This is a genomic window from Pseudomonas sp. HP_14, assembly GCF_055283875.1.
The window spans coordinates 94,001-115,556 of record NZ_JBTOQI010000041.1 but is presented as its reverse complement, the minus strand read 5'-3'; the positions used below and the strand labels follow the sequence as shown (position 1 = coordinate 115,556).

The window sequence follows — 21,556 nt, the reverse complement described above, 5'->3', positions numbered from 1 at the left end:
GGTTATCAGATATGTGCGGTGAAGCGTGCCGTTAATGCGTTACCTTCGGCTCGGCCGGAAGCTTGTCTACCTGCTGAGCGATCGCGGCGAGCACTGCCATGGTAGATTCACGGCCACTGCTGGCGCACATGGCACCGCACGCAGCAGCAATGAAGCCAGCGTAGGCTTGTGATTTTTCAGGGTGCCCGCCGAATCCGTCCAGAGCGGTGGCTTGATCGAAAGTAGGAGCCAATAGCAGCCAGAGTTCCTTCCCGTAGGAGGTCGCGTCAATCATGGCATCACCCGCTTGAACTCAACGACCCAGACCCACGGGTTGGCCTCCCAGTCGCCGCCGACTGAGGACCAGAGCAGTTCGAACGATTTACGAGGATCAGCGCTGTAGGTCTCGATACCCTCGACGTGCCACCAATCACCCAGTTCCGCATGATCGGTATACAGCCGCACGCCCTCAGTCTTGGCTTGCTCTTCGCTGATGTCCTGCAGGTGCTCGATGCGCACGTCTGTGATCTCCAGCAGGCCGCGGCTGGCCCAGCGCGGCATGTGGATGCTTGGTCGCCACCGGATAAGCTCCTCTTCTCCCTCCCAGTCCGGCATGCCGTCGGCCCGGTAGATGATCTGGCAGTCCGCGCGGTCTGCCTCGGGCACGCCACCTTCACGGAAATCATTGATAAAGCAGGTCTCCCGCACCCACAGCCGGTCGCCGGGCTTTCCGTATGGGCAAAAGCCATTCTCAGGTAGCGCGACGTATTCAGGCGTGAAGTCAGCCAGAAAGTTGAGGCCCGCTCCTTTAACCGCCCGCCGCGTGACCGTCTTCCGGCCTTCCAGGATGGCGCGCACCATTGGCGCGCTGAACAGGATGGGGCGTTCTTTGATTGTGGTCATGGCAATTCGTCCCCGACTATCATCTTGCACGGTTCTTGCCGTAGCTTTGCTACTTGAGCCACCAAGTCGTCAATGCGCTGATCCGCTTTGGTAAGGCGCTGTTGCAGTTCGTCTGCGCGCCGTGGGTGAGCTCATTGTATGTATGGATATACAGTGATCGAGCGCCGGGACTTTGGCCAAGCCGGGGTGACGAGTAGCACGTTGATCGGGGTGTTTTTCAGTCGGCAGGACGCCAGAGGAGGGATGAAGCTCGTACCAATTTACTGAAAAAAAAGCCCGCGTTTGCGGGCTTTTTTCTTGCTCTGTTTTATTTCTTTCTTGCGATAACGATCAGTGACCCGCCCACAGGAAGACTGACACCTGCCCGGATCAACAGAAACTCAACCTTCATTACCATTTCAAGGGCGCTATTCAGCCAGCGAGGTATCTTGAGTTCCGCCTGAGGGTCATCATCGTGTCTCGCCTGAGACTGTTTGCGTGACAGCCACATGACCGGGACGAGCAAGCTTACAAAGGATGTGGCGTAGAGCACGTCAAGCCCGGTCGCCTTTATCTTCGAAATCATCTCAGACCTTGAATATCGGCGTACGTGGCATGCGATTTCATCGGTGTGCGACCACAGCCATTGATGTTGAGGCACAGAAACCATGAGCGTTCCGCCTGGCTTCAGCGCTGATACAAGGTTCTTCAGCGTCAGCTCATCCTCCTCAATGTGCTCGACTACATCAAATGCGCCAATCACGTCGTAGCGCGACTCTTCACACATCGCTGTGGCATCGAGCTGCTTGAACTGGGCGTTCGGCAATCGTTTCCTGGCGTGGACGAGCCCTTCCTCGAAATATTCAGAACCGTGTAACTCGGCGGAAGGGAAGGCCTTGCCCACCCCTTCAAGAACGAACGCCGTACCACATCCGATCTCCAGAAAGCTTTTAAAGCTGCCGGCGTACTTTTTCAGTGCCCAGAGGATTACTCTGTTTCGTGCTCTGAACCACCAGTGATTTGCCTCAGCTGAAGCCAATATCTCGAACGCGTCGGCGGGGAATGGGGGGGGAGCTGAATCCATCCAGAAAACTCCATTTGTACTAAGGCGGCGAGGAATGGCTGCGTAGGAAAAGACGCAGCCTAATGCATGATGCATCCCTAGGTACAGAGGGGAAGACGGTGTTGGTTGAGCGTTTGGTTATTTAATCGGCAAAACGCGGGGGGGGGGGGGGCAGTCCCTCCATGAGCGCCACATGCCCATGGATGGCGCGTTCGTCTTACACCTGCTAATCCGCACATTCGGCGAAAAGCTGTAGCAAAATACAGGTGTAAGTTATTGATTCTCATAGGGTGGGTCGCGATGTTCTGGTTGCCGCGGCTAACGGCTATATCCTTTTATAATCAATAGCTTAGCGAATGCTCACGGTCACCTTGACATGGTGGTGCCCAAAACCTTCGAAAAAGGTCAGAGACAATCAAAACCCACCACCAAGCCCTTGATTTGTAAGGTTTGCGAAACGCTATAATGACTCGTAATTTGCACCCGGAATAAATGCGTTATTCCTTTAATATCATGCGCTTAGGTGTTTTTTCGCCGCTGCATGGGCTGCATGGGCTGCATGGGCTGCAAGGGGTCGAGTGTTCGAATCACTCCGTCCCGACCATATTCTCTGAGTAAAATCAGACACTTAAGCCGGTTATCTCAACCGGCTTTTTTGTGTCTGCGCAATAGATGCGCAAAACTATCCGATGATTTCGCTGATATTCAGGTCCGGAATCGCTTCAGGCCAGACGATTTCCGAGTGGTCGCGCTGGTAGTTTTTCGTCATTTCCTCCGTCGCGTGCGCCGCGATCTTCTGACCATTCTTCCCGTCCTTTTTGTACACATGCAGCGATGGGGGTTCTATGCGCTACGGACGAGCCGGATATGACCTTCGAAGACATGATGGCGCGGTGACGGTGGGAACCGATATCGCTTGGAGATCGCCCGATTGAAGCTGTCAAGGAGAGAGAAGAGGAGTCCGTGCCTTTCTGATCAGGCATAAAATAAGCCCACTTAGTGGCGGGCCTCGTTTGGCGGGGGATACCCTATTATTCTGGGTATAGGGCTCTAAGCAGGGATCTTACATCTTGGTTCAAGCCGTTCACTCCTGGCACCTGGACGTCGCGGGAATCTGCAATCAGCATGGCTTGAACGCGCTCTCGATTCCGCGGCATGTTGGTAATTTCTTGCTCAATACCCTTCATTTCTTCGTCGAAAGCTTCAGTCGCTCGCTTGGTTAGCCGCTCAATCTCATAGCTGTTTTTGCGTTTGGATATCGCCGCTAATGCCCTTTCGCTTTTGACCTCTGCTGAGTGCCTTTCAATGCGAAGGCGTACGCAGCCCCCGCGTCGACCTCAGATTGAGTCTCGTAGCGAGTCCAGCCAAACACGCTAATCCCCAGAACAAGCGCGGCAGCTAAAAATCCCTGAATTACGTTCTTCATATCCCCTCCATAGGTGAAAGGTGATTCTACCTTGCCACCACTGGCGAGCACACTCCGCTTGCCTCAGAGCCAAATCTCAGACATGAAAAAGCCCGCGATGGGGGAGCGGGCTAAGGCCTGATAGTGCCTGCATTCAAATTACGAGGCCGCTCGTGAAAAAAGCGTGAAGATCAGGCTGAAAATGTTCGGCGCTAGGCTTGGCCGCACCAAAATCTGCAACAAATCCGCCCAAGCTTGTCTACTCTTCATGAAACTATCGGGTCAGCAGAGGACGCACGATGTATTCAAAACCAGATATCCAGCGAATTCTTGAAACGGCGTTTTTGCCCTCGAAGTGCGAATGCGTTGTCAGTGCAAACGACAGTTTCTCGGTGAAGCTCATCGACCCCGCATCAGGAGATATCGAGCTATATGTTGCAGTGATCTCTTCGTCTGAGCTTTCCACCAGCAGATCCATCGCCAAGCTGGTGCTCTCGCTGAAAGAGCAGAGAGACCTTATGGGTAAGATGGAGCTGTCCATGAAGCGATTGGGGTAGGGCTGACACGAACAAGCCCGGCAAACTGGCTCCTACAAGTCCGTATCCTCAGATAATCCAAACTCATGGCTTCAAAAACAGAAACATTACCCATAATGGGAGGGCGAGGACCAAAGGCACCCCGACGAGCAGGACTAAACCCTGAACAAGGTATCTCCAGCGATAGAGGCGGGTCCCTTCAGGTGCGCTCCTGGCATCCTTCCACCAATCCCAAAGGTCCAGAATCCTTAGCAGCTCAAAAACATCTCCGATGTCTGCACGCAATGCCAATTTCTCCCTTTTGCTACGACTCGATATCCGCGCGTAGCGCTGGTTCACACGGGCTGGCCATTCCACACATACAGCACCCGACCCAAGGGGTGGGTATCGTCGACCCGGATGTCCTCTGGGTCAAGCGATCCTTGCCTTTCTTCTGCAGGCGCTTCACGTACAGCATTTGTCGTGGGAGAAGAGGTAGATACCGTCGCCCGTGAACTCCCTGATTGCAGCGTCAACCAGCAGGGGGGCGCGGTCCTTAGTCCTCGGAGCCATCGACTGACCCCAGCCGGTAATCATCTTGAGATGGAAATGGTCGGTCAGAGGCTATGCAACTGGATGGTCAAGTCGTAGGTATTTTCCCAGACGGTAATGACGTTCGAGCCGTTGGTGCTGGAAGCCACTTCCTCGGCTGCGTCAGCGATCTTTTGCCGAGCGTCGTCTGACAGGTTCTTCCCATGCTTTGCCAGCATCTGCTGAACGATGTCCGCGGATGACTGGGGCGCAATCGGTCTCGCAGTGCTGGTGAGTGACTCGATCTCATCAGCCAGGCGCTTGCTGAATTTCTCCACTGGCTCTTGGAGCATGCGCGACAGGACGGCTGCGAACTTGGTGTTCAGGGGATTGATGCCCTTGAAATACAAGTTCACGTCAGCCGGCGTCATTCCCGCCCCGTCGGCGATTTTCTTTCGGCTGAGCTTCAGCTCGTTCTTTTTCGGGCGACTGCTCCAGCCATTCACAAAGCCCTATCCGCGAAACGGGACATCGGTGTGCTTGAGCTGCCCGATACCGCTCTTATATTTGGCTGCTCGACTTGGAAATGTTCGAAACCACTAAACCTACCAATGGTAGGTTACGACGAATAAGGTTCTTGCTAGGCTATCTACGAATGGTAGGTAAACCCTTAAAGGAGAACCGATGATGTCACTCAATCCTATTTTGTTCATGGGCGGCTCTGGCGCTATTGGCCATCGCGCCGCGCAGGCATTGCGCACGGCCCATCCCGATATCCCGCTGCTGATCGGCGGCCGAGACCTTGGCAAAGCTCAGCAAGCAGCGGAGCAGATCGGTGGCGCGCAGGGCGTGCAGATTGATTCCGGTGCAGAGGACCTCGGGCTCGGCGACCGTCAGGTCAGCGCCGTGGTGGTGTTTTACATGGATCACTCGCTTGCCGGGCTGCGTTATGCGCAGAAGCGTGGCGTGCCGCACCTCAGTATCTCTTCAGGCATCTTCGAGATTGCACCGGAAATAGCCGCCTACATGCACACGCCTAATGCTGCGCCCATCGTTCTCGGTTACGAATGGCTGGTCGGTGCCACGACCGTGCCTACGCTTGAAGTCGCCCGGTCATTTGGCCGGGTGGACGAGATATGCATCAACGCGCTGGTCGATGAGCAGGACGCTGGCGGGCCGACCGTTGCCACCGATTTTGAACACTTGAACAGGATGTTGCCCGCTGCGCTGACTCGCCGCAAAGGTGTGTATGTCTGGCGTGAAGGGGATGATGCAAAGGCCAGCTTCAACGCTGTGGATGGTACGTCCTTCGAATCCTCAGGATTTTCTTCAATCGATGTCGTGGGCCTGGCGACTGCAACGGGGGCGCCCAACGTGCAGTTCAACCTGGCGACTGGCGTAAGCTCGACCCGTCGTCAGGGGGGGGCGATGTCGACGGAGATCATCATTGAACTCGCTGGCGAGGATCTGAAGGGCAAGCCACTGCGCACGCGTCATGCCGTTGTGCATCCGGCAGGCGCTGCTGTGCTGACAGGGCTTAGTGTGGCAATGATTCTTGAGCGACTGCTCGGGCTGGACGGCCAGACACGAACTCCGCCAGGTCTGTACTTCCCTTATCAGATTCTCGACGCCAAAACGTATCTGCAACGTTTGCAGCGAGAGGGCGGTGAGTTGCGCGAACTGCAATCGGAATGAGTCAGTGCGACGCTAAAAAACTAGGAAGGCCGGAGTTTTTGAGCGTATACCGCTAACTATGGAGGGCTGCGAAGCATTTACCCTGACACACCGCCATCGCAGCCTTCGGCAGCTCCTACCAGTCAAATGTATGCCGCGAGACCTTCAGCGCGGAGCATTATTCAGATTTGTCTTAAAGGCAGAGGCGGTGTTTCTGATTAAAGTGTGCGCGTTCCCCCGGCGGCCAGGACAACTCAACTCACTCTGTAAAGCAGTCTGGGTCGTCGGGAGAACCTCGATTTTCAGGTGTACAAGTCTGTAGGATGCGCTCTCCCTGGTAAGCATCTGGCAAGGCCAAATAATCCAGCCTACGCACCGATAGCGATGGAGTACTCCATGCACGAATCCCGATCCTCATCTTCCAGTCAGTTCACGCTTCGAAGTCGCCTTCAATGTGGCGTGGTGGAGCTGCCTGTGCACTATATGCGCGGTGGTACCTCGACTGGCGTAGTGATTTGGGAGCCTTTGTTGCCCCGCGATGAAGGGCTGCGTGCAGAGTTGCTGCGTCATCTGATGGGCGTTCCACTGTCAGGCGATCAGCCAGGTAATCGCCAGATCACCGGCCTCGGCAGAGGCCCGGCCACTAGCAATAAAGTATTCCTGGCCCGGATCGAAGAAACGTCGGCAGGGCCACAGATCGTCAGCACGCTCGCTCAACTGGCCAGCGATCATAGCGCTATCGACTGGAGTGTGAACTGCGGCAACATGTCTTCTGCGTTGCCGCTATGGGCCCTTGATACAGGGTTTATACCGGCACCTGCCAGCGGGACCTTTGAAGTACCAATCAAGAACACCAACACTGGCGTCGTGACGCTTGCGCGGATGTATCGCGATGAGCAAGGGAGTTTCATCAATGCTGAAATTCCGGGCGTTCAGGGCGCGTTCCCAAGTGTCGATCTGTTTCTGCAGTCGCCCGTAGGGAACAAGACTGGCGCGTTCTTGCCCACTGGAAATGTTCTCGACACGGTCGCCGGACACGATGTTTCGTGTGTCGATGTGGCGGTGCCGATGGTGATCGCCGATGCGGCGGGTTTTGGCAAGACCGGTCATGAGCCCGTTTCGGAGCTTGAAGCTGACCTGACGTTCATGACACAGCTAAGGCAAGTCTGGATTGAGGCAGGGCTCAAGATGCGCCTGCGCCGCCGCGATGGTGAGCTTATGAGCCTTGCAGATCTGGAGCGAAGCGAGACCATACCCAAGGTCTGTATCGTGGGTGCTCCGCGTCAGGGAGGCAATATTGCGGTGCGTTATTTCACGCCGCAAACGGGGCATGCGTCGATGGCTGTTTCAGGCGGCTGCTGTCTTGCCGCTGCGTGTCTGTTGCCGGGGACGGTTGCTCATAAGGTTGCGGTGGGTATCGCTGAGCCTGTTGCCTCGTTTTCAGATATCGAGGTGAGCATCGAGAATCCGGCGGGCAAACTGGATACCACCGTCAGTGTGAGAACTGAAGGCAGCCATATCGAAGTCAAGGCTGCTGCCTACCGTCGCAGCGCGCAAATACTGATGCGCGGGCACGCACCCTTGTACAGAGCTTCCGCACAGCTGATTGAGGCACTGGAGCGTGTTATTCCGGGCTGAAAGAGCCGAATTTCAGGCAAAAGAAAAGCCCGCGATGGGGATCAACGGGCTTAAAGTCATGAAGGAGCTGGGTTAACCATACGGGGCAGGGCGTGAAAAAAACGTGAATGAAAACGGCAAATGTCTTCACTTCTTCTGGTAAGCCCCTATCCGTTAGCGACCCTCGCCATACATCCCGTTCAAGATCACCAGTTCAAGCGTCGCCACGACCACGCACAGCGATATGAAACCTGGGCTGAATACTCGCTTGCGGTTCGATGAGTCGCTGTCGGGCCATGGTCCATCAATGAAAAAACCGATGATCAGCAGGCCAATCAATAATGCCCAGTTCTGAGTCCTTTTCGTCCATCTGTTACGTTCCCATTCGGCCATCTGCTCAGCTTACCTTCGCGATTGATCAGCTTATAAAAACCCTACTGTAACTCCAATAGAAGCAGGAGAGCCCCGGCATCAGGCCTGTATTTGCTATTTAACACCCCGCGATAGTTAAAATGTTGTCCTCCCGCATGAGGTCAATCGGTTAGCATCGGTTCAGCCACGCGCAGTGGGACTCTCACACTTAACAAGGACTACAAGATGTTCGCCAAAGCGTTCGTTCCGCTGATGTTGGTTACGTCGATGAGTCAGGCTGCGCCAACGGTGAAGATTTTCAACTGGACGGATTATTTCGCACCGGACACGCTGACTAATTTCCAGAAAGAAACGGGTATTGCCGCCACTTACGACACCTACGAGCGCAACGAAACTCTGGATGACACGCTGAAAGCGGGACACTCCGGTTACGACATCGTGGTGCCGTCGAGTCATTTCCTGGCTCGCCAGATTGAGCGCGGCAATCTGCAGAAACTGGACAAGAGCCAACTGCCCAACTGGAAGAACCTTAATCCGGTTTTACTTCAGGCGTTGGCAAACGTCGATCCCGGCAATGCGTATGCGTTCCCTTATCTATGGGGGACTACCGGTATCGGTTACAACGCGGCCAAGGTCCAAGCGGTATTGGGCAAGGACATGCCCCTGAATTCCTGGGACTTGATCTTCAAACCCGAGAACTTGAAAAAGCTTTCTCAATGCGGTGTGGCAATGGTCGACAGTGCCGCGAGCGTTGTGCCGATTGCGCTTAACTATCTGAACCTTCCTCCCGACAGCACAAACGCTGCGGATTACCCCAAGGCCACAGCGGCTTTGCGCGCGGTACGGCCCTACGTTCGCTATTTCAACTCCACCGACTACATAACGGATCTGGCCAGCGGCAAGATCTGCGTGGCGGTAGGGTATTCCGGGGACGTCATGCTCGCGCAGCATCAGGCGCAGCAAGCAGGCAAGGGCGTAGAAATCAACTACGCGCTACCGCGGGAAGGTTCACCTATGTGGTTTGACATGATGGCCATCCCCGCAGACGCGCCCAATCAAAAAGCGGCCTATGCCTTCATGAACTACGTGCTTAACCCCAAGGTGATCAGCGGCATTTCCAATTACCTGCATTACGCGAATGGCAATGAGAAAGCTGAGGCGCTGGTGGAGGCTTCCGTTCACAACGACACCGCAATCTACCCCGACGCCGAAACGCTCAGTACCTTGTTCGCACTCCAGGCCATCCCCGCCGATATCGAAACGCTCAGGTCGCAGGTGTGGGCGGAAGTCAAAGCAGAGCAGTGATACGCTGGATCAGCTTCGACTCTGCCGCGTCTGCTGCATCAGCCAGTCGCGGAAAAGCAGCGCATGTTGCTTTTGCGATTTGCGCTCGGGGCTGACCGCCCAATACGACTCCCCCGAGCGCACCGGTTTGCCAAACGGCATATGAAGCTCGCCGCGTTGCAGCTCTCGTTCGACGTAATGAATGGGCACGACTGCAAGGCCCAGGCCACTGACCGCCGCGCTGATGAGCATTTCGCTCTGAGAAAACCGTACGCCCTGAATAAGCCCCGTGCCTACGCATCCCGATGCGCGCAGCCATTGCAGCCAAAGGCTCGGTCGGCTTGCGTTCTGCAAGGTGGGTATTGTGGAAAAATCCAGCTGATCACGTTTTTCACCCACGCTGATCAGCTTGGGTGAAGCGACTACCACAAGCTCCTCGGCAAACAGCTCCAGCGCTCTGGCGTCGTTCCACGCACCCGCGCCGCGCATGATGGCGATATCGAAACGGCACGTTTTGAAGTCAACGTCGGCTTCGATCGGGTTAACCTCGACGGGGATCTCTGGCGCCTGCTGAACGAAGTTTTCCAGTCGCGGCGCTAGCCAGCGCGAGACGAATGTAGGGTTGGCACCAATCATCAGCGACGCATCCGCTTTGCGCCCGCGGACCAGATCGATGGAGACTTCTTCGAGCCGGTTAAGCATCGGCACCACGTCCTGGACGTACTTGCTGCCTGCATCGGTAAGGATCAGGCGCGAACCCGAGCGCTCGAACAGGCGCATGCCCAGGAACTGTTCCAGATTGGTGATCTGGCGGCTGACCCCACTTTGCGTCACGGACAGATCCTCCGCTGCTCGAGTGAAATTCAAATGCCGAGCCGAGGCTTCAAATGCCTGAAGCGCAGAGAGCGAAGGTAGAAATCGGCGCATGGCATTGATCCTGAGTGAGGGCGCCATGATTTTTAGTCATGACGACCCCATTTTTCAAGGCTTCAGTTGTAAAAAGCTTTGTGTCATCAATATGTCGTAAGAATCTGCGTCTGGTTTGGACGCTTCGTCTTACGCCGGGCATGCAGCATTCTACGCTGTCCGGTAACAGCGACCTTGAGTACAGTTTTCTTGTGTTGCACTGAGCAGAAGTCATCTGCCAACAATAAGTCGAACAGCGCCTGGTTTCGGTCAGGTGCGTTGTCCAATCGACATTTGCTTCACCTGTCTTTTTTCGACTGCCAACCAGATTTTCGCGAGATGATGAGTCCAAAACATCACAAGTGGCCCAGAAAAAAGGAACGTTTTCATGATTACGCGCAGAAGATTTACCAAGCTTTTTGGGGCGACTGTCATCAGTGCGTCGACGGGGCTGGTTTCACTGAGTGCCAAAGCAGCCAGTTCGCTGGAGCGTGTGAAGTCGTCGGGCGTCTTGCGTATCGGCTCCATCGCCGATGGCGCGCCTTACTATCAGAAAAGCCTGACCGGGGGCCCATGGCGCGGCTTCTACATCGACATCTGTCAGAAGCTTGCAGATGATCTGGGCGTGAAACTCTCTATTCTGGAAACCACCTGGGGCAATTCGGTGCTGGACCTGCAGGCCAGCAAGATTGATGTGTTCTTTGGGTTGAACCCCACCCCAGAGCGCCAGAAAGTCATCGACTTCTCGGGTCCGGTGTTCAAGAACTCGTTCACCTTTATTGCCAAAAAGTCGGTGACTGCGAAGACGTGGGAAGACTTCAATACCGCTGAGATGCGCATAGGTGTCGATGCGGGCTCTTCACACGATAGCGCCGTCACCCGCCTGGCGCCGAACGCTACGGTCTCCCGCCTGAAAACCGCCAGCGATGCGACGGCGGCCCTGCAATCCGGTCGTGTAGACGCCCAGTGTCTGGTGATGGTGCTCGCGCTTGCCCTGCGCGCGAAGAACCCGGCGATCGGTCAGTTGATCGTGCCAACTCCGCTGAACTCCACGACGTCCAATGCGGGCTTCCGGCGCGAGGAAGATACCTCCTGGCGCGAGTTCGTCGATGCATGGATCACCGAGCACCGCGACAACGGCTTCATCAAGGACGCGATCATGCGCAACATGGAGCTGGTTAATGTCACCCAGAAAGACTTCCCTGAAGGCTTTGAAATCTGATCACCGTTCATTGCTGATGGGCAGTTTTTCAATCAGGTTACGTGACATGGGGTTTTGAAATGTACGAGTGGGATTTCTCCGCGCTCTGGGAATACCGCTGGCTGTTGCTGGAAGGCCTTGGCCTGACGGTTTCCTTTACCGCCGCGATCGTGGTGGGAGGGCTGGTCATCGGGCTGTTGGCGGCGATGGGCTTGCTGTCGCGCTTTACGCCGGTGCGCGCCGTCGCGCTGATGTTCACTGAAGTGTTCCGCTGCACACCCGTGCTGGTGCAGTTGATCTGGTTTTACTACGCGCTGCCGATTCTGGCGGGTATCGAGATGACGCCGATCACCGCGTCGCTGCTTGCCTTGTCCTGTTACGGCGGTGCGTTTTACGCCGAGATCATTCGCGGCGGCATCGTCTCCATTGAAGCGGGCCAGCGCGAGGCGGGCGGGGCGTTGGGCATGACTCCGATGCTGACGATGCGGCGGATCATCTTGCCCCAGGCGATCAGGCGCATGGTGCCTGCGCTGATGAACCAGTCGATCATGCAATTCAAAAATACCTCTCTGGTTTCTGTGTTGGCCGTGCCCGATCTGGTGTATCAGGGGCAGATGATTGCCCATGACAGTTTTCGGCCGCTCGAAACCTATTCAGCCGTGGCCGTTGCCTACTTTGTGATCCTGTTTCCGCTCACCCTTATCGTGCGTTATCGCGAGAAGAAACACGGAGCCATCCAATAATGTCCACGAAACCGAAGATCGAAATCACTGCGTTGCGCAAAAGTTTCGGTGCGCTGGAAGTGTTGAAGAACATCAACTTCAGGGTTGAGGAGGGCGGCGTAGTCTCGCTGATCGGGCCATCCGGATCGGGTAAGTCAACGCTGCTTCGTTCGATCAATTTATTGGTTGAACCCGATGCAGGCGAAATCCGCGTGGGGGATACCACGTTCCTTTTCGGTCAGGGGCGTCGGCCACCGGGCACCAAAGAGCTCGCAGCTTTTCGTGCGCGCACCGGCATGGTCTTTCAGAATTTCAATCTCTTCCCTCACATGAGCGTGCTGGAAAATGTGATGGAGGCCCCCGTCCATGTGCGTCGGCTGAGCAAGAGCGTCGCTCGTGATCTGGCCATGTCGCAGTTGGAAAAGGTGGGGCTGGCTGACCGTGCGCAGCAAATGCCCAAGACCTTGTCGGGTGGTCAGATGCAGCGCGTGGCTATTGCCCGGGCGTTGGCCATGGAACCTGAAGTGATGCTTTTTGATGAAGCCACTTCAGCCCTGGACCCTGAATTGGTCGGCGAGGTATTGGCCACGATGCAGAAGTTGGCGGCCGATGGCATGACGATGGTGATCGTGACGCACGAGATTGCCTTTGCGCGCGAAGTGGCCGATAGAGTCGTGTTCATGCGTGACGGCTACGTGGTTGAGGATGGTCCTGCACGCGAAACGATCGACAACCCTCGCGAAGAAGCGACGCGCAGCTTTCTAAACCACTTTCATAAAGGTAACGGCGCCCGTTAAACAGCGCTTGACCGGTTTAATACACATTAATCGTGCCCAGTCCTTGATGCATTCAGGCTGCGCTGCGGGCGGAGGAGTCATGACCATGACCAACGAAAGCATTCAAAGACTTCGGGTCTTCTTGATTGAAAGCCCGATAAAAATGGCGCGTCTTCAGGGCGTGGGCAACGTTAAAGGCAGCGTAAAGCGTGTGTTGGTGGAACTGACTTCAAGTTCCGGCATTGTCGGCTGGGGAGAGGCTGCGCCCTGGGAGGTATTTACCGGCACAGCTGAAGGAGCGTTCGCCGCGATCGACACTTATCTTCGCCCGTTGGTGATCGGGGCAAACATCCGCTCGATTCGGGCCACCACCTTGGCAATGGACACGGCTCTGGTAGGTCACGGTGAAGCCAAACTCGCCATCGAGACCGCGATGTTCGACATCCTCGGCAAATCCTGCGGGTTATCCATTGCCGATCTGCTGGGCGGCAGAGTACGCGACAGTATTCCGCTCTCGTTTTCGATTGCCGATCCGGACTTTGAAGCGGACATGGAGCGGATGCGGGCGATGGTTCCGGCAGGCAATCGCATCTTCAAGGTCAAAACCGGGGTTAAACCCCACACCGAGGACATGGCCCATTTAGAGGCCATGCGCAGCGAGTTCGGCAACTCGATTGATTTGCGACTCGACTACAACCAGGCGCTTGCACCCTTTGGCGCAATCAGCATTCTGCGAGACGTCGACCAGTTCCGCCCGACCTTCATCGAGCAGCCGGTCCCGCGTAATTGCCTGGCGGCAATGGCGTCTTTTGCCGATGCGCTGGACACGCCGATTCTGGCCGATGAGAGCTGTTTTGACGCCCGTGATCTGATGGAAATCATCCGTCTCGGCGCGGCCGATGCGATCTCGGTCAAGCTGATGAAAGCCGGTGGCATTCTCAAGGCGCAGGGGATCATGGCCATCGCCGACACGGTGCATATCCCGGCCTACGGCGGCACGTTGTGGGAGGGCGGTGTAGCGCTGGCCGCAGGAACCCAGTTCATTGCGGCAACGCCGGGCATGTCGTTGGGTTGTGAGTTCTACATGCCGCATCACGTGCTGACCGAAGACGTGTTGGAGGAGCGCATCCCCAACCGTGATGGTGCTGTGATTGTGCCGACCGGACCGGGCCTTGGTATCTCTGTCAGTGAAGCCTCGCTGCGTGGCAATGCGCGCATTCTGGCTGAACGATGAGTGGTGCATCCAGTATGAAAGAGGGCGCAGCAATCTCGTCCCGGCACATCGTTGTCATTGGCGGCGGCATCGTTGGCGTGTGTACTGCGCTGGCCTTGCTCAAGGACGGCCACCGCGTGACGATTCTTGAGCCGCAAGAGCCGGGAGGCCAGCAGGCAGCGAGTTACGGCAATGGTGCGTTTGTGAGTCCGGCTTCGATCATTCCCATGTCGATGCCCGGGCTGTGGAAAAAGGTCCCCGGTTTTCTCATGGATCCTCAGGGGCCATTCACGATTCGCTGGCAGTACCTGTTGAGGCTCGCACCGTGGCTGATCCGCTTCGTCAAGGCGGGTGCTACTCCGGCCAGGGCCGCCCGAACAGCCGGGATCCTGTCGACGTTGTTGTCCGATGCGCCTGCGCGGCATCTGGCACTTGCCTCCGCGTGCGGCGTACCGGAGCTCATTCGTCAGGACGGTCTGCTGTACGTTTATCCGGACCGTGAAGCCTTCGCTCAGGAGGCTTTTTCATGGCAGCTACGGCGCGACAATGGCATTCAATGGTGGGAGCTGGACGCTGCTGCGCTGCATGAATTCGAGCCCGCGCTGAACCGCCGTTACACCTTCGGTGTGTTGCTTGAAAGTGGTGGGCATTGCCTTGATCCCGGCGCTTATGTTCGGGGATTGGTGAATAGCTTTACTTCGCTCGGCGGCGAGCTGATCCGGGCGCGGGCCGAGGGATTCAACATCAGCAATGCCCGTTTGCAAAGCGTGCGCACAGACAAGGGCCTGGTTGTCTGTGATGGCGCGGTCATCAGCGCCGGTATTCACTCCAAAGTGCTCGCGAAAAGTGTCGGTGACAGGGTTTCTCTGGAAAGTGAGCGGGGCTACCACGTCGAAATTGCCCAGCCTGCCAGCGGCCCACGCATACCGGTAATGCCTTCGGACGGCAAGATGGCCAACACCATGACGCTGGGCGGGTTGCGCGCTTCGGGTCAGGTGGAGCTCGCCGGTATTGACTGCCCGCCTGACTGGAAGCGCGCCGATATCCTGCTGCATCACTTGTTGAAGACGTATCCCGGGCTCGGCGACGATCCTGCGCAGTTGAAGATATCGCGCTGGCAAGGCAATCGACCTTCAACACCCGATGGGTTGCCTGTGATCGCCGCGTCCCGGGCGACGCAGGACGTTGTGCATGCCTTTGGTCATGGCCATGTCGGCCTTGCTTCCGCACCCATGACTGCACAAGTTGTTGCCAGTCTTTTTGCGGGTGAGCCTGCGCCTCTCGACATCACACCTTTCGCGGCATCACGCTTCTGATCGAGGAACAATTAAACGTTGGTGGCTGATCTACTGACTGAGCAAACGGCATAAGCTTATGTTTATACGGTTCTTCAATGGTTTTCGTAAATTATTATAATTAAATGGAATTTTAAGGGTGCTGGCCATACTTTCCCTGACGGTCGGCGCCTCCTCGAAAGGCGAAGGATTCCATGACCCTACGAAAACTCATTATCGCGGCAGGGCTGATGCTCACAGCGATAACCGCGCACGCCGAACAGACCATCAGTATTGGTTACCAGCGCTCTTCCACGCTGTGGATCCTGCTCAAGGAAAACGGCCAACTGGAGGAGCGTCTCAAACCCCTGGGCTTTACGGTCAATTGGCATGAGTTCAGCAGCGGGCTGCTGAGTGCGTTGAATGCCGGGGCGGTTGATTTGCACGCCGATGTGGCTGACGCCTTTGCGTTGTTCACACAAGCCGCCGATGCGCCATTGACCTACTACGCACGTGAGGCACCATCGCCGAGTGCTCAGGCGATCATCGTCTCGAAAGACTCGCCGATTAAAAGTGTCGCCGATCTCAAGGGTAAAACCGTCGCGGTGTCCAAGGGGTCGGGCAGTCACTTCCTGCTGATCTCGGCGCTGAGAGAGGCCGGGCTGACCCTGAATGACATCACCCCGCGCTATCTGGAAGCACCGGACGGTGTCGCCGCTTTTGCCAGCGGCAAGGTCGATGCCTGGGCGATCTGGGACCCGTTTCTGGCCACCCAGCAACGTGAGCATCAGGTGCGGGTCATCACGGATGGCAGTCAAGGGTTGGCCAACTACAACCGCTTCTATCTCGCCAATACCAGTTTTGCCAAAGCGCACCCCGAGGTCTTGCAGGTGGTGATCGACACCCTGCGCGAGTCTGGCAAATGGGTTAAGTCGCACCCGCAAGACGCGGCGAAAATTCTTGCGCCGGTGTGGGGCAACATCCCTGTCGAAACCGTGGAGCTGGCTAACAGCCGTCGCAGCTACGACATCATTCCCGTCAAGCTCGAAGAGCTGGCCGAGCAGCAGCGCATTGCCGACACCTATTACGGCGCAAAACTGATCCCCAAGCCGCTGAAAACTTCCGGCATGAACATCTGGGCGCCACAAGGCAAGTAGCGTGAGGTTCAACCCCTTCGACTGGAGCTGCACATGAGCCGTCAAATTCACCTGTCCGCGTTTTTGCTGACCGGGCCGGTCATCCACAGTCACGCGGTCTGGCGTCATCCCGAGACCCTCGGCACCTACCTTGATCCCGAGTATTACGCACGCACTGCGCGTGTTGTGGAGGAGGGGTTATTCGATTTTCTGTTCTTTGCTGATCGTCTTGCCGTAGGTGATCAGATGGGCGGCTCCCGTGATGTGGCATTGCGTTACGGCGCCCAGGACGCCACGCGCCTGGACCCGTTGCCGATCTTGTCTTATCTGGTCGGCCAGACCCGCAAGCTGGGCCTGGGGGCCACACGCTCGACCACCTATTACGAGCCAGCTCATATTGCGCGAGAGTTCGCCACCCTCGATCACTTGTCCAAAGGCCGCGCCGCCTGGAACATCGTGACGTCGATGAACGACAGCGAAGGACGTTTGTTCGGCAAGGAAAAACATCTTGAGCATGACCTGCGCTACGACCGTGCCGACGAGTTTGTCGAGGTGGCGCTCAAGCTCTGGCGCAGTTGGGAGCATGACGCGCTGAAGCTGGACCGTGAGGCGGGTGTGTTGGCGGATCCATCAAAGATTCATCCGGTGCAGCATCAGGGTGAGTGGTTCAAGGTTGAAGGGCCGCTGAATATTCCGCGCACCCCTCAAGGTCGGCCGGTGTTGATTCAGGCGGGTTCTTCAGGGCGCGGTCGGCGCTTTGGCGCGCGCTGGGCCGAAGCGATTTTCACCATCCATCCGCACCTCAAAGCGATGCAGGCGTTCCGTGAAGACGTGCGTGGGCAAGTGGTGCAACAAGGGCGTACGGCAGACAGTTGCAAGGTGTTGACGGCAGTGATGCCGTTTATTGGTGGTTCTGAAGCCGAGGCCCGCGCCAAACGCGACAAGCACAACGCATTGGCGCGTCCTGAGTTGGGCCTGGTGACACTGGCCTCGCAGTTGAACGTGGACCTGTCGCCATTCCCTCTGTCGGCGACGCTGGCAGACATTGCCCGGTCGCCATTGATTCATCCGGCAGCCGCCGAGAAGTTGCTGATGCAGGGTGTCGAGACCACGCTGGAAGAACTCGGCAGGATTTTCGCCAGCAGCGTTCGCGTGCCGCAACTGGTAGGCACCGGCGCGCAGATTGCTGATCAACTGGCGGATATTTTCCTGCGCGGCGGCTGCGATGGTTTCGTCATTTCTCCAGCGTATTTGCCGGGCTCTTTCAGTGAGTTCGTCGAAAGCGTGATTCCGCATTTGCAGCGCAAGGGGCTGTTTCGCACCGGGTATGAAGGTTCGACGTTAAGGGAACACCTTGGGCTTGGGGCTGAGTCATGAGTTCGGGCGCTGCTCAGTGTTGCTTGAGTCGTCGATCCGCCTCTGTCCATGTGCCGGTCATCAGGCTGGTCGGTGCGAAATCCTCGAAAGCCCAGCGAATCGAGACGGCTGCCGAACGCCAAATCACTGCTTCCACATCGAGTGTCCACAAGCGTTCCGCGCCCTTGAAGGCTGCGATCATCGGGCTTTCGTGAATCAGTTCGGTACGCCCGGAAAGCTGCAGCATGTCGCCCGTTGAAAAGTCGACGAACAACAATCCAGCCTTGGGATTAAGCTCAAGGTTGCCCAGCGTATTGAAGTGCAGGTTCCCGGCATAGTCCGGGATGGTCAGGTGATTGCCTTCCACTTTAATGAAGCCCGGCCGTCCTCCACGGTGGGATACATCGATTGAGCGTTGCTGGTCCGCGTGATCGATGTAACTGGCAACGAAGAACGTATCCGCATCCCGGATGATCATCGTGGTTCGCTCGTTCAGCTCAGCGAAGTCCAGGCGCTGGGGCTTATCGCCAGAAACCTCCAGCGATCTCGAATACTGACGTTGCTGAATGTACTGGGGGCAATTGCCGAATGCCTGTTCGACGGCGATCTCCAGTCGATCATCTTCAGCCTGCGTGATCACCCCATTGACGCGACTCCTGCGCCGTTTATGCAGCTCGATACCCAGAAGGCCGATGGCATCGCCTGTTTGCAGTCCCGCAGCCGCAGGGTCTTGCTGGTCAGGTGAGACTTTCAGCGTCAGGTGGGTTGGATCGGATGAAGTGACAAAGCCTTCCGGCCCTTCGATCAGGGTTGCCCATGGTCTGCTCTCTGAATCCACCGCGCCCGCGATTATGAAAGGCAGTTGCCGGTAGAAGTCCCGGTGCTGATCAGGCAGGTAATTGCGGATGATCTTCGGACCAAAAGCCTCCATCTGCTCGGACACGCCGAGCTGTTGGTGAAGCTTTTTTTCACCTGCATGCCACGGGGAGCGAGAAGGCTTGGGGAGCTGTTCCATGAGTGGGCACTCTTCGTGTTAGCGGTCTGGGCTAAAGGGCAATCAGCTGATGCTAGCTGCTTATTGCAACTCAGGCCCGATTTTGCGGGGCATCAGCAGGCGATGAGCAGATAAGGCGCCAAGTGAGCAGGGAGAATCGGATGTATCGATTTGTATAAGAATTGTATGTGAATGGAAATGAGTCGTAGTAACATTGCCCGACAATATGACCGGGCTACAGGTGTGCCCGGTGTCTTATAAGGTCTGCACGTTCATGCGTCGAATTCTTGTTTCACTCTGCCTCCTCAATGCGTACTCCGTCTCTGCCCTTGCTGAACAAACCCCATCCGCAAACCTGCCTCTAGAACTGCAGGCGACCGATATCAACGGAACTGCTGAAACCGAAAACCCCCAAGGTCCGGTGAATGGATACCGGGCAACACGGTCAGCCAGTGCCACACGCACCGATACTTCAATTCATGAAACGCCACAGTCCATCAGTGTGGTTTCACGTGATGTGGTTGAGGATATCGGCGCAACCCGTTTGCAGGACGCACTGGATTACGCGGGGGGCGTTGGCCGGGCCAATAACTTTGGTGGGCAAGGCATGACCACGTTCACCGTACGTGGCTTTACGACGGGGGAGTTCTACCGTAACGGATTCCCGATAAACCGTGGTTACCCGAACATGCCCGACGCCAATACCATTGAGCGTCTTGAAGTCCTGCGAGGTCCGGCAACGACGCTGTATGGTCGCGGTGATCCGGGCGGTACCTTCAACGTGATCTCTAAACAGCCGTTGGCCGAGCGTACTGTCACCCTGGGCAGCCAGGTCAACGATCAGGGCATGCATCGCGGCACGCTGGACGCCAGCGGCCCACTGGACGAGGAAGGCAATCTGGCCTATCGCATCAACATGGTGGGCGAGGGCGGCGACACCTTCCGGGATCACGTCGAGACCGAGCGTTACGGAGTTGCACCGGTATTGACCTGGCAGGTGAGCGACACGACCCGCCTGACTTTCGAAGGTGATTTCATGCGCAACAATCACCCTCTCGACCGGGGTTTGACCCGGTATCCGGCCCAAACCAGTACCGCATCGCGGGACACGTTCTTTGGCGAGAAAGACGCTGGCAAACTGCACAATGACAACAACATGGCGCAGTTGCGTTTTGAGCACATGCTCAATGACAACTGGACACTCGGGGGCGGTACACAGTGGCTCGACGGTACCCTGCAAGGCAACGCCATCGAAGCCAACGGCCTGGCCGCTGATGGCCGGACGCTGGGGCGTAACTTCAACTATCGCAAGCTGGAGTGGACGTCTAAAGACACCCAGTTGAACCTCACCGGGCACTTCTCCACGGGCGGGTTTGATCACACCCTGCTGACCGGTATCGAATACGAAGATTACGACTACACGTCGATCATTCAACGCTCAAACGGCGCGGTCGGCGCCTACCCGATTGATATCTACAATCCCGTTTACGGCCAGCCTCGCCCGGCGCTGACCCGAACGCCCACTGACGACAGGGAAAACCTCAAGACGTACGCGGCGTTCATCCAGGATCAGGTGGCCCTGACCGAGCGCTTGAAAGTGCTGGCAGGCGCACGCTTCGAACGCTTTGAGCATGAGTACGAGTCCTATGTGCCGGGTGTCAGTGCCTGGTCGAAAAGTGACAACGCAGTAACGCCACGACTGGGCGTCATCTACGACCTTACCGACACTGTCGCCATTTACGCGGACGCTGCACGTTCCTTCAAACCCAACACGGGTGCTGCGCGCCTGGGCGGTGGCTTCAAGCCGGAGGAGGGCAAGTCTGTCGAGATGGGCATCAAGTGGGAAGCACTGGACGGCCAGTTGAGTGTTGATGCAGCCGTGTACCAGATCGAAAAACAGAACGTGTTGACCACTGATCCTGTCGTCAACACGTTCAGCGTCGCTGCCGGGGAAGTCCGCAGCCGTGGCTTTGACTTGAATGTGGCGGGCAATCTGACCCCCGAATGGCGGGTTATTGGCGGGTACGCCTATGTGGATGCAGAAGTGACCAAAGACAACACGTTGAAGTCCGGGACACGTCTGCTGAACATTCCCGAGAACAGCTTCAGCCTGCTCAACGTCTATGAGTTTCAGGACGGCGGCCTGAAAGGCCTGGGGCTCGGAGTCGGTGCCAAGTACGTCGATCAGCGCGCGGGCCAGACCGCAGCCAATGCGTTCTCGATGGACAGCTACACGGTGGTGGACCTGCAGGGTTTCTACAAGGTCAACGAAAAGATCCGCTTGAACCTTGACCTGAAAAACCTGTTCGACAGTCACTACGAAGAAGGCGCCTTCGGCAACGTCTACGCCTACCCGGGTGCTCCACGCACCGTTCAGGCGGGGATTTCCTACACATTGTAGTGAGCGGAAACCGGTTCTTCGTGACCGTGGCCTGTTTTGCTGCGCGACGCATGCCCGCCCATCAAACACAGGCCACCCCCTGAATTTGAAATGCGTTTCTGTAGTCGCTGCCGAAGGCTGCGAAGCATTTATCCTGAAGCCCCGCGATCGAACGGGATCTGTTGGAGCGAGGCTTGCCCGCGAACCAGTCGGCGCGGTGTGTCAGGCACTGCTGCGTTAACGTTCTTCGCGGGCAAGCCTCGCTCCAACAGAAAT

17 protein-coding genes and 3 pseudogenes are annotated in these 21,556 nt (G+C 56.7%); 12 read left to right on the top strand and 8 right to left on the bottom strand.

Annotated elements, in window-relative coordinates; translation table 11 throughout:
* Nucleotides 1-31: 31 nt before the first annotated feature.
* The 4 genes and pseudogenes from ACYASS_RS19675 to ACYASS_RS19660 form a co-directional block, all read right to left on the bottom strand.
* Entirely contained in the window at nt 32-274 is a 243-nt protein-coding gene (locus ACYASS_RS19675) for a hypothetical protein (RefSeq protein WP_463587359.1), read from the bottom strand.
* A complete protein-coding gene (locus ACYASS_RS19670) occupies nt 271-882 on the bottom strand; it encodes a hypothetical protein (protein ID WP_463587358.1) in 612 nt (203 codons plus the stop codon). The genes ACYASS_RS19675 and ACYASS_RS19670 overlap by 4 nt, the downstream gene beginning before the upstream one ends.
* 307 nt (nt 883-1,189) lie before the next feature.
* A complete protein-coding gene (locus tag ACYASS_RS19665; RefSeq protein WP_463587357.1) occupies nt 1,190-1,945 on the bottom strand; it encodes a class I SAM-dependent methyltransferase in 756 nt (251 codons plus the stop codon).
* A gap of 661 nt (nt 1,946-2,606) precedes the next feature.
* Nucleotides 2,607-2,759 (bottom strand): annotated as a pseudogene (locus ACYASS_RS19660) (integrase); the annotation flags it as partial.
* Nucleotides 2,760-3,628: 869 nt separating this feature from the next.
* On the opposite strand from ACYASS_RS19660, the gene ACYASS_RS19655 reads away from it, so the two are divergent.
* Nucleotides 3,629-3,886 carry a DUF1652 domain-containing protein gene (locus tag ACYASS_RS19655; protein WP_463587356.1) on the top strand — a complete coding sequence of 86 codons (258 nt, stop codon included), beginning with the start codon at nt 3,629-3,631 and terminating at the stop codon, nt 3,884-3,886.
* 314 nt (nt 3,887-4,200) lie between these two features.
* Here ACYASS_RS19655 and ACYASS_RS19650 read toward each other — a convergent pair.
* Nucleotides 4,201-4,881 (bottom strand): annotated as a pseudogene (locus ACYASS_RS19650) (S24 family peptidase).
* 181 nt (nt 4,882-5,062) lie between these two features.
* Between ACYASS_RS19650 and ACYASS_RS19645 the strand changes: the two are divergent.
* Nucleotides 5,063-6,070 carry an NAD(P)-dependent oxidoreductase gene (locus ACYASS_RS19645; protein ID WP_463587355.1) on the top strand — a complete coding sequence of 336 codons (1,008 nt, stop codon included), beginning with the start codon at nt 5,063-5,065 and terminating at the stop codon, nt 6,068-6,070.
* A gap of 375 nt (nt 6,071-6,445) precedes the next feature.
* Nucleotides 6,446-7,687, top strand: a complete 1,242-nt coding sequence (locus tag ACYASS_RS19640; protein ID WP_463587354.1) for a PrpF domain-containing protein — start codon at nt 6,446-6,448, stop codon at nt 7,685-7,687.
* A 153-nt stretch (nt 7,688-7,840) separates the two neighbouring features.
* On the opposite strand, the gene ACYASS_RS19635 is transcribed toward ACYASS_RS19640, so the two are convergent.
* The gene (locus tag ACYASS_RS19635; protein ID WP_463587353.1) at nt 7,841-8,059 is read right to left on the bottom strand and encodes a hypothetical protein; all 219 of its coding nucleotides are present in this window, start codon (nt 8,057-8,059) and stop codon (nt 7,841-7,843) included.
* A 204-nt stretch (nt 8,060-8,263) separates the two neighbouring features.
* On the opposite strand from ACYASS_RS19635, the gene ACYASS_RS19630 reads away from it, so the two are divergent.
* Nucleotides 8,264-9,343: a polyamine ABC transporter substrate-binding protein gene (locus tag ACYASS_RS19630; RefSeq protein ID WP_463587352.1), complete on the top strand. Its 1,080-nt coding sequence runs from the start codon at nt 8,264-8,266 to the stop codon at nt 9,341-9,343.
* A gap of 9 nt (nt 9,344-9,352) precedes the next feature.
* Here the strand turns inward: ACYASS_RS19630 and ACYASS_RS19625 are convergent, their stop codons facing one another.
* Complete coding sequence (locus ACYASS_RS19625; protein WP_463587351.1) at nt 9,353-10,249, bottom strand: LysR substrate-binding domain-containing protein; 897 nt, start codon at nt 10,247-10,249, stop codon at nt 9,353-9,355.
* 367 nt (nt 10,250-10,616) lie between these two features.
* Here ACYASS_RS19625 and ACYASS_RS19620 point away from each other — a divergent pair, with 367 nt between their 5' ends.
* From ACYASS_RS19620 to ACYASS_RS19590, 7 genes are all read left to right on the top strand, one after another.
* A complete protein-coding gene (locus ACYASS_RS19620) occupies nt 10,617-11,450 on the top strand; it encodes a transporter substrate-binding domain-containing protein (RefSeq protein ID WP_463587350.1) in 834 nt (277 codons plus the stop codon).
* 59 nt (nt 11,451-11,509) lie between these two features.
* Nucleotides 11,510-12,172 (top strand): amino acid ABC transporter permease, encoded by a 663-nt coding sequence (locus ACYASS_RS19615; RefSeq protein ID WP_463587349.1) that lies wholly within the window; start codon nt 11,510-11,512, stop codon nt 12,170-12,172.
* Nucleotides 12,172-12,948, top strand: coding sequence for an amino acid ABC transporter ATP-binding protein (locus ACYASS_RS19610; protein WP_463587348.1), 777 nt, complete (start codon nt 12,172-12,174; stop codon nt 12,946-12,948). Before ACYASS_RS19615 ends, ACYASS_RS19610 begins: the two co-directional genes overlap by 1 nt.
* 85 nt (nt 12,949-13,033) lie before the next feature.
* Nucleotides 13,034-14,161, top strand: a complete 1,128-nt coding sequence (locus tag ACYASS_RS19605; RefSeq protein ID WP_463587347.1) for an enolase C-terminal domain-like protein — start codon at nt 13,034-13,036, stop codon at nt 14,159-14,161.
* A 14-nt stretch (nt 14,162-14,175) separates the two neighbouring features.
* On the top strand, nt 14,176-15,456 hold the full coding sequence (locus tag ACYASS_RS19600; protein WP_463587346.1) for an NAD(P)/FAD-dependent oxidoreductase: 1,281 nt from the start codon (nt 14,176-14,178) through the stop codon (nt 15,454-15,456).
* Nucleotides 15,457-15,629: 173 nt separating this feature from the next.
* A complete protein-coding gene (locus ACYASS_RS19595; RefSeq protein ID WP_463587345.1) occupies nt 15,630-16,571 on the top strand; it encodes an aliphatic sulfonate ABC transporter substrate-binding protein in 942 nt (313 codons plus the stop codon).
* A 33-nt stretch (nt 16,572-16,604) separates the two neighbouring features.
* Nucleotides 16,605-17,927, top strand: coding sequence for an LLM class flavin-dependent oxidoreductase (locus ACYASS_RS19590; protein WP_463587344.1), 1,323 nt, complete (start codon nt 16,605-16,607; stop codon nt 17,925-17,927).
* Between the two features lie 19 nt (nt 17,928-17,946).
* On the opposite strand, the pseudogene ACYASS_RS19585 reads toward ACYASS_RS19590, so the two are convergent.
* Nucleotides 17,947-18,921, bottom strand: a pseudogene (locus ACYASS_RS19585) (pyridoxamine 5'-phosphate oxidase family protein); the annotation flags it as partial.
* Between the two features lie 253 nt (nt 18,922-19,174).
* Between ACYASS_RS19585 and ACYASS_RS19580 the strand changes: the two are divergent.
* Nucleotides 19,175-21,301 carry a TonB-dependent siderophore receptor gene (locus ACYASS_RS19580; protein ID WP_463587343.1) on the top strand — a complete coding sequence of 709 codons (2,127 nt, stop codon included), beginning with the start codon at nt 19,175-19,177 and terminating at the stop codon, nt 21,299-21,301.
* Nucleotides 21,302-21,556 lie beyond the last annotated feature (255 nt).

Excerpts from the sequence above, each read along its gene's own strand:
- ACYASS_RS19670 (WP_463587358.1), bottom strand. The coding sequence starts at position 882 with ATGACCACAATCAAAGAACGCCCCATCCTGTTCAGCGCGCCAATGGTG.
- ACYASS_RS19640 (WP_463587354.1), top strand. The coding sequence starts at position 6,446 with ATGCACGAATCCCGATCCTCATCTTCCAGTCAGTTCACGCTTCGAAGT.
- ACYASS_RS19590 (WP_463587344.1), top strand. The coding sequence starts at position 16,605 with ATGAGCCGTCAAATTCACCTGTCCGCGTTTTTGCTGACCGGGCCGGTC.
- ACYASS_RS19655 (WP_463587356.1), top strand. The coding sequence starts at position 3,629 with ATGTATTCAAAACCAGATATCCAGCGAATTCTTGAAACGGCGTTTTTG.
- ACYASS_RS19645 (WP_463587355.1), top strand. The coding sequence starts at position 5,063 with ATGTCACTCAATCCTATTTTGTTCATGGGCGGCTCTGGCGCTATTGGC.
- ACYASS_RS19580 (WP_463587343.1), top strand. The coding sequence starts at position 19,175 with ATGCGTCGAATTCTTGTTTCACTCTGCCTCCTCAATGCGTACTCCGTC.
- ACYASS_RS19635 (WP_463587353.1), bottom strand. The coding sequence starts at position 8,059 with ATGGCCGAATGGGAACGTAACAGATGGACGAAAAGGACTCAGAACTGG.
- ACYASS_RS19630 (WP_463587352.1), top strand. The coding sequence starts at position 8,264 with ATGTTCGCCAAAGCGTTCGTTCCGCTGATGTTGGTTACGTCGATGAGT.
- ACYASS_RS19600 (WP_463587346.1), top strand. The coding sequence starts at position 14,176 with ATGAAAGAGGGCGCAGCAATCTCGTCCCGGCACATCGTTGTCATTGGC.
- ACYASS_RS19620 (WP_463587350.1), top strand. The coding sequence starts at position 10,617 with ATGATTACGCGCAGAAGATTTACCAAGCTTTTTGGGGCGACTGTCATC.
- ACYASS_RS19625 (WP_463587351.1), bottom strand. The coding sequence starts at position 10,249 with ATGCGCCGATTTCTACCTTCGCTCTCTGCGCTTCAGGCATTTGAAGCC.
- ACYASS_RS19615 (WP_463587349.1), top strand. The coding sequence starts at position 11,510 with ATGTACGAGTGGGATTTCTCCGCGCTCTGGGAATACCGCTGGCTGTTG.
- ACYASS_RS19595 (WP_463587345.1), top strand. The coding sequence starts at position 15,630 with ATGACCCTACGAAAACTCATTATCGCGGCAGGGCTGATGCTCACAGCG.
- ACYASS_RS19675 (WP_463587359.1), bottom strand. The coding sequence starts at position 274 with ATGATTGACGCGACCTCCTACGGGAAGGAACTCTGGCTGCTATTGGCT.
- ACYASS_RS19665 (WP_463587357.1), bottom strand. The coding sequence starts at position 1,945 with ATGGATTCAGCTCCCCCCCCATTCCCCGCCGACGCGTTCGAGATATTG.
- ACYASS_RS19605 (WP_463587347.1), top strand. The coding sequence starts at position 13,034 with ATGACCAACGAAAGCATTCAAAGACTTCGGGTCTTCTTGATTGAAAGC.
- ACYASS_RS19610 (WP_463587348.1), top strand. The coding sequence starts at position 12,172 with ATGTCCACGAAACCGAAGATCGAAATCACTGCGTTGCGCAAAAGTTTC.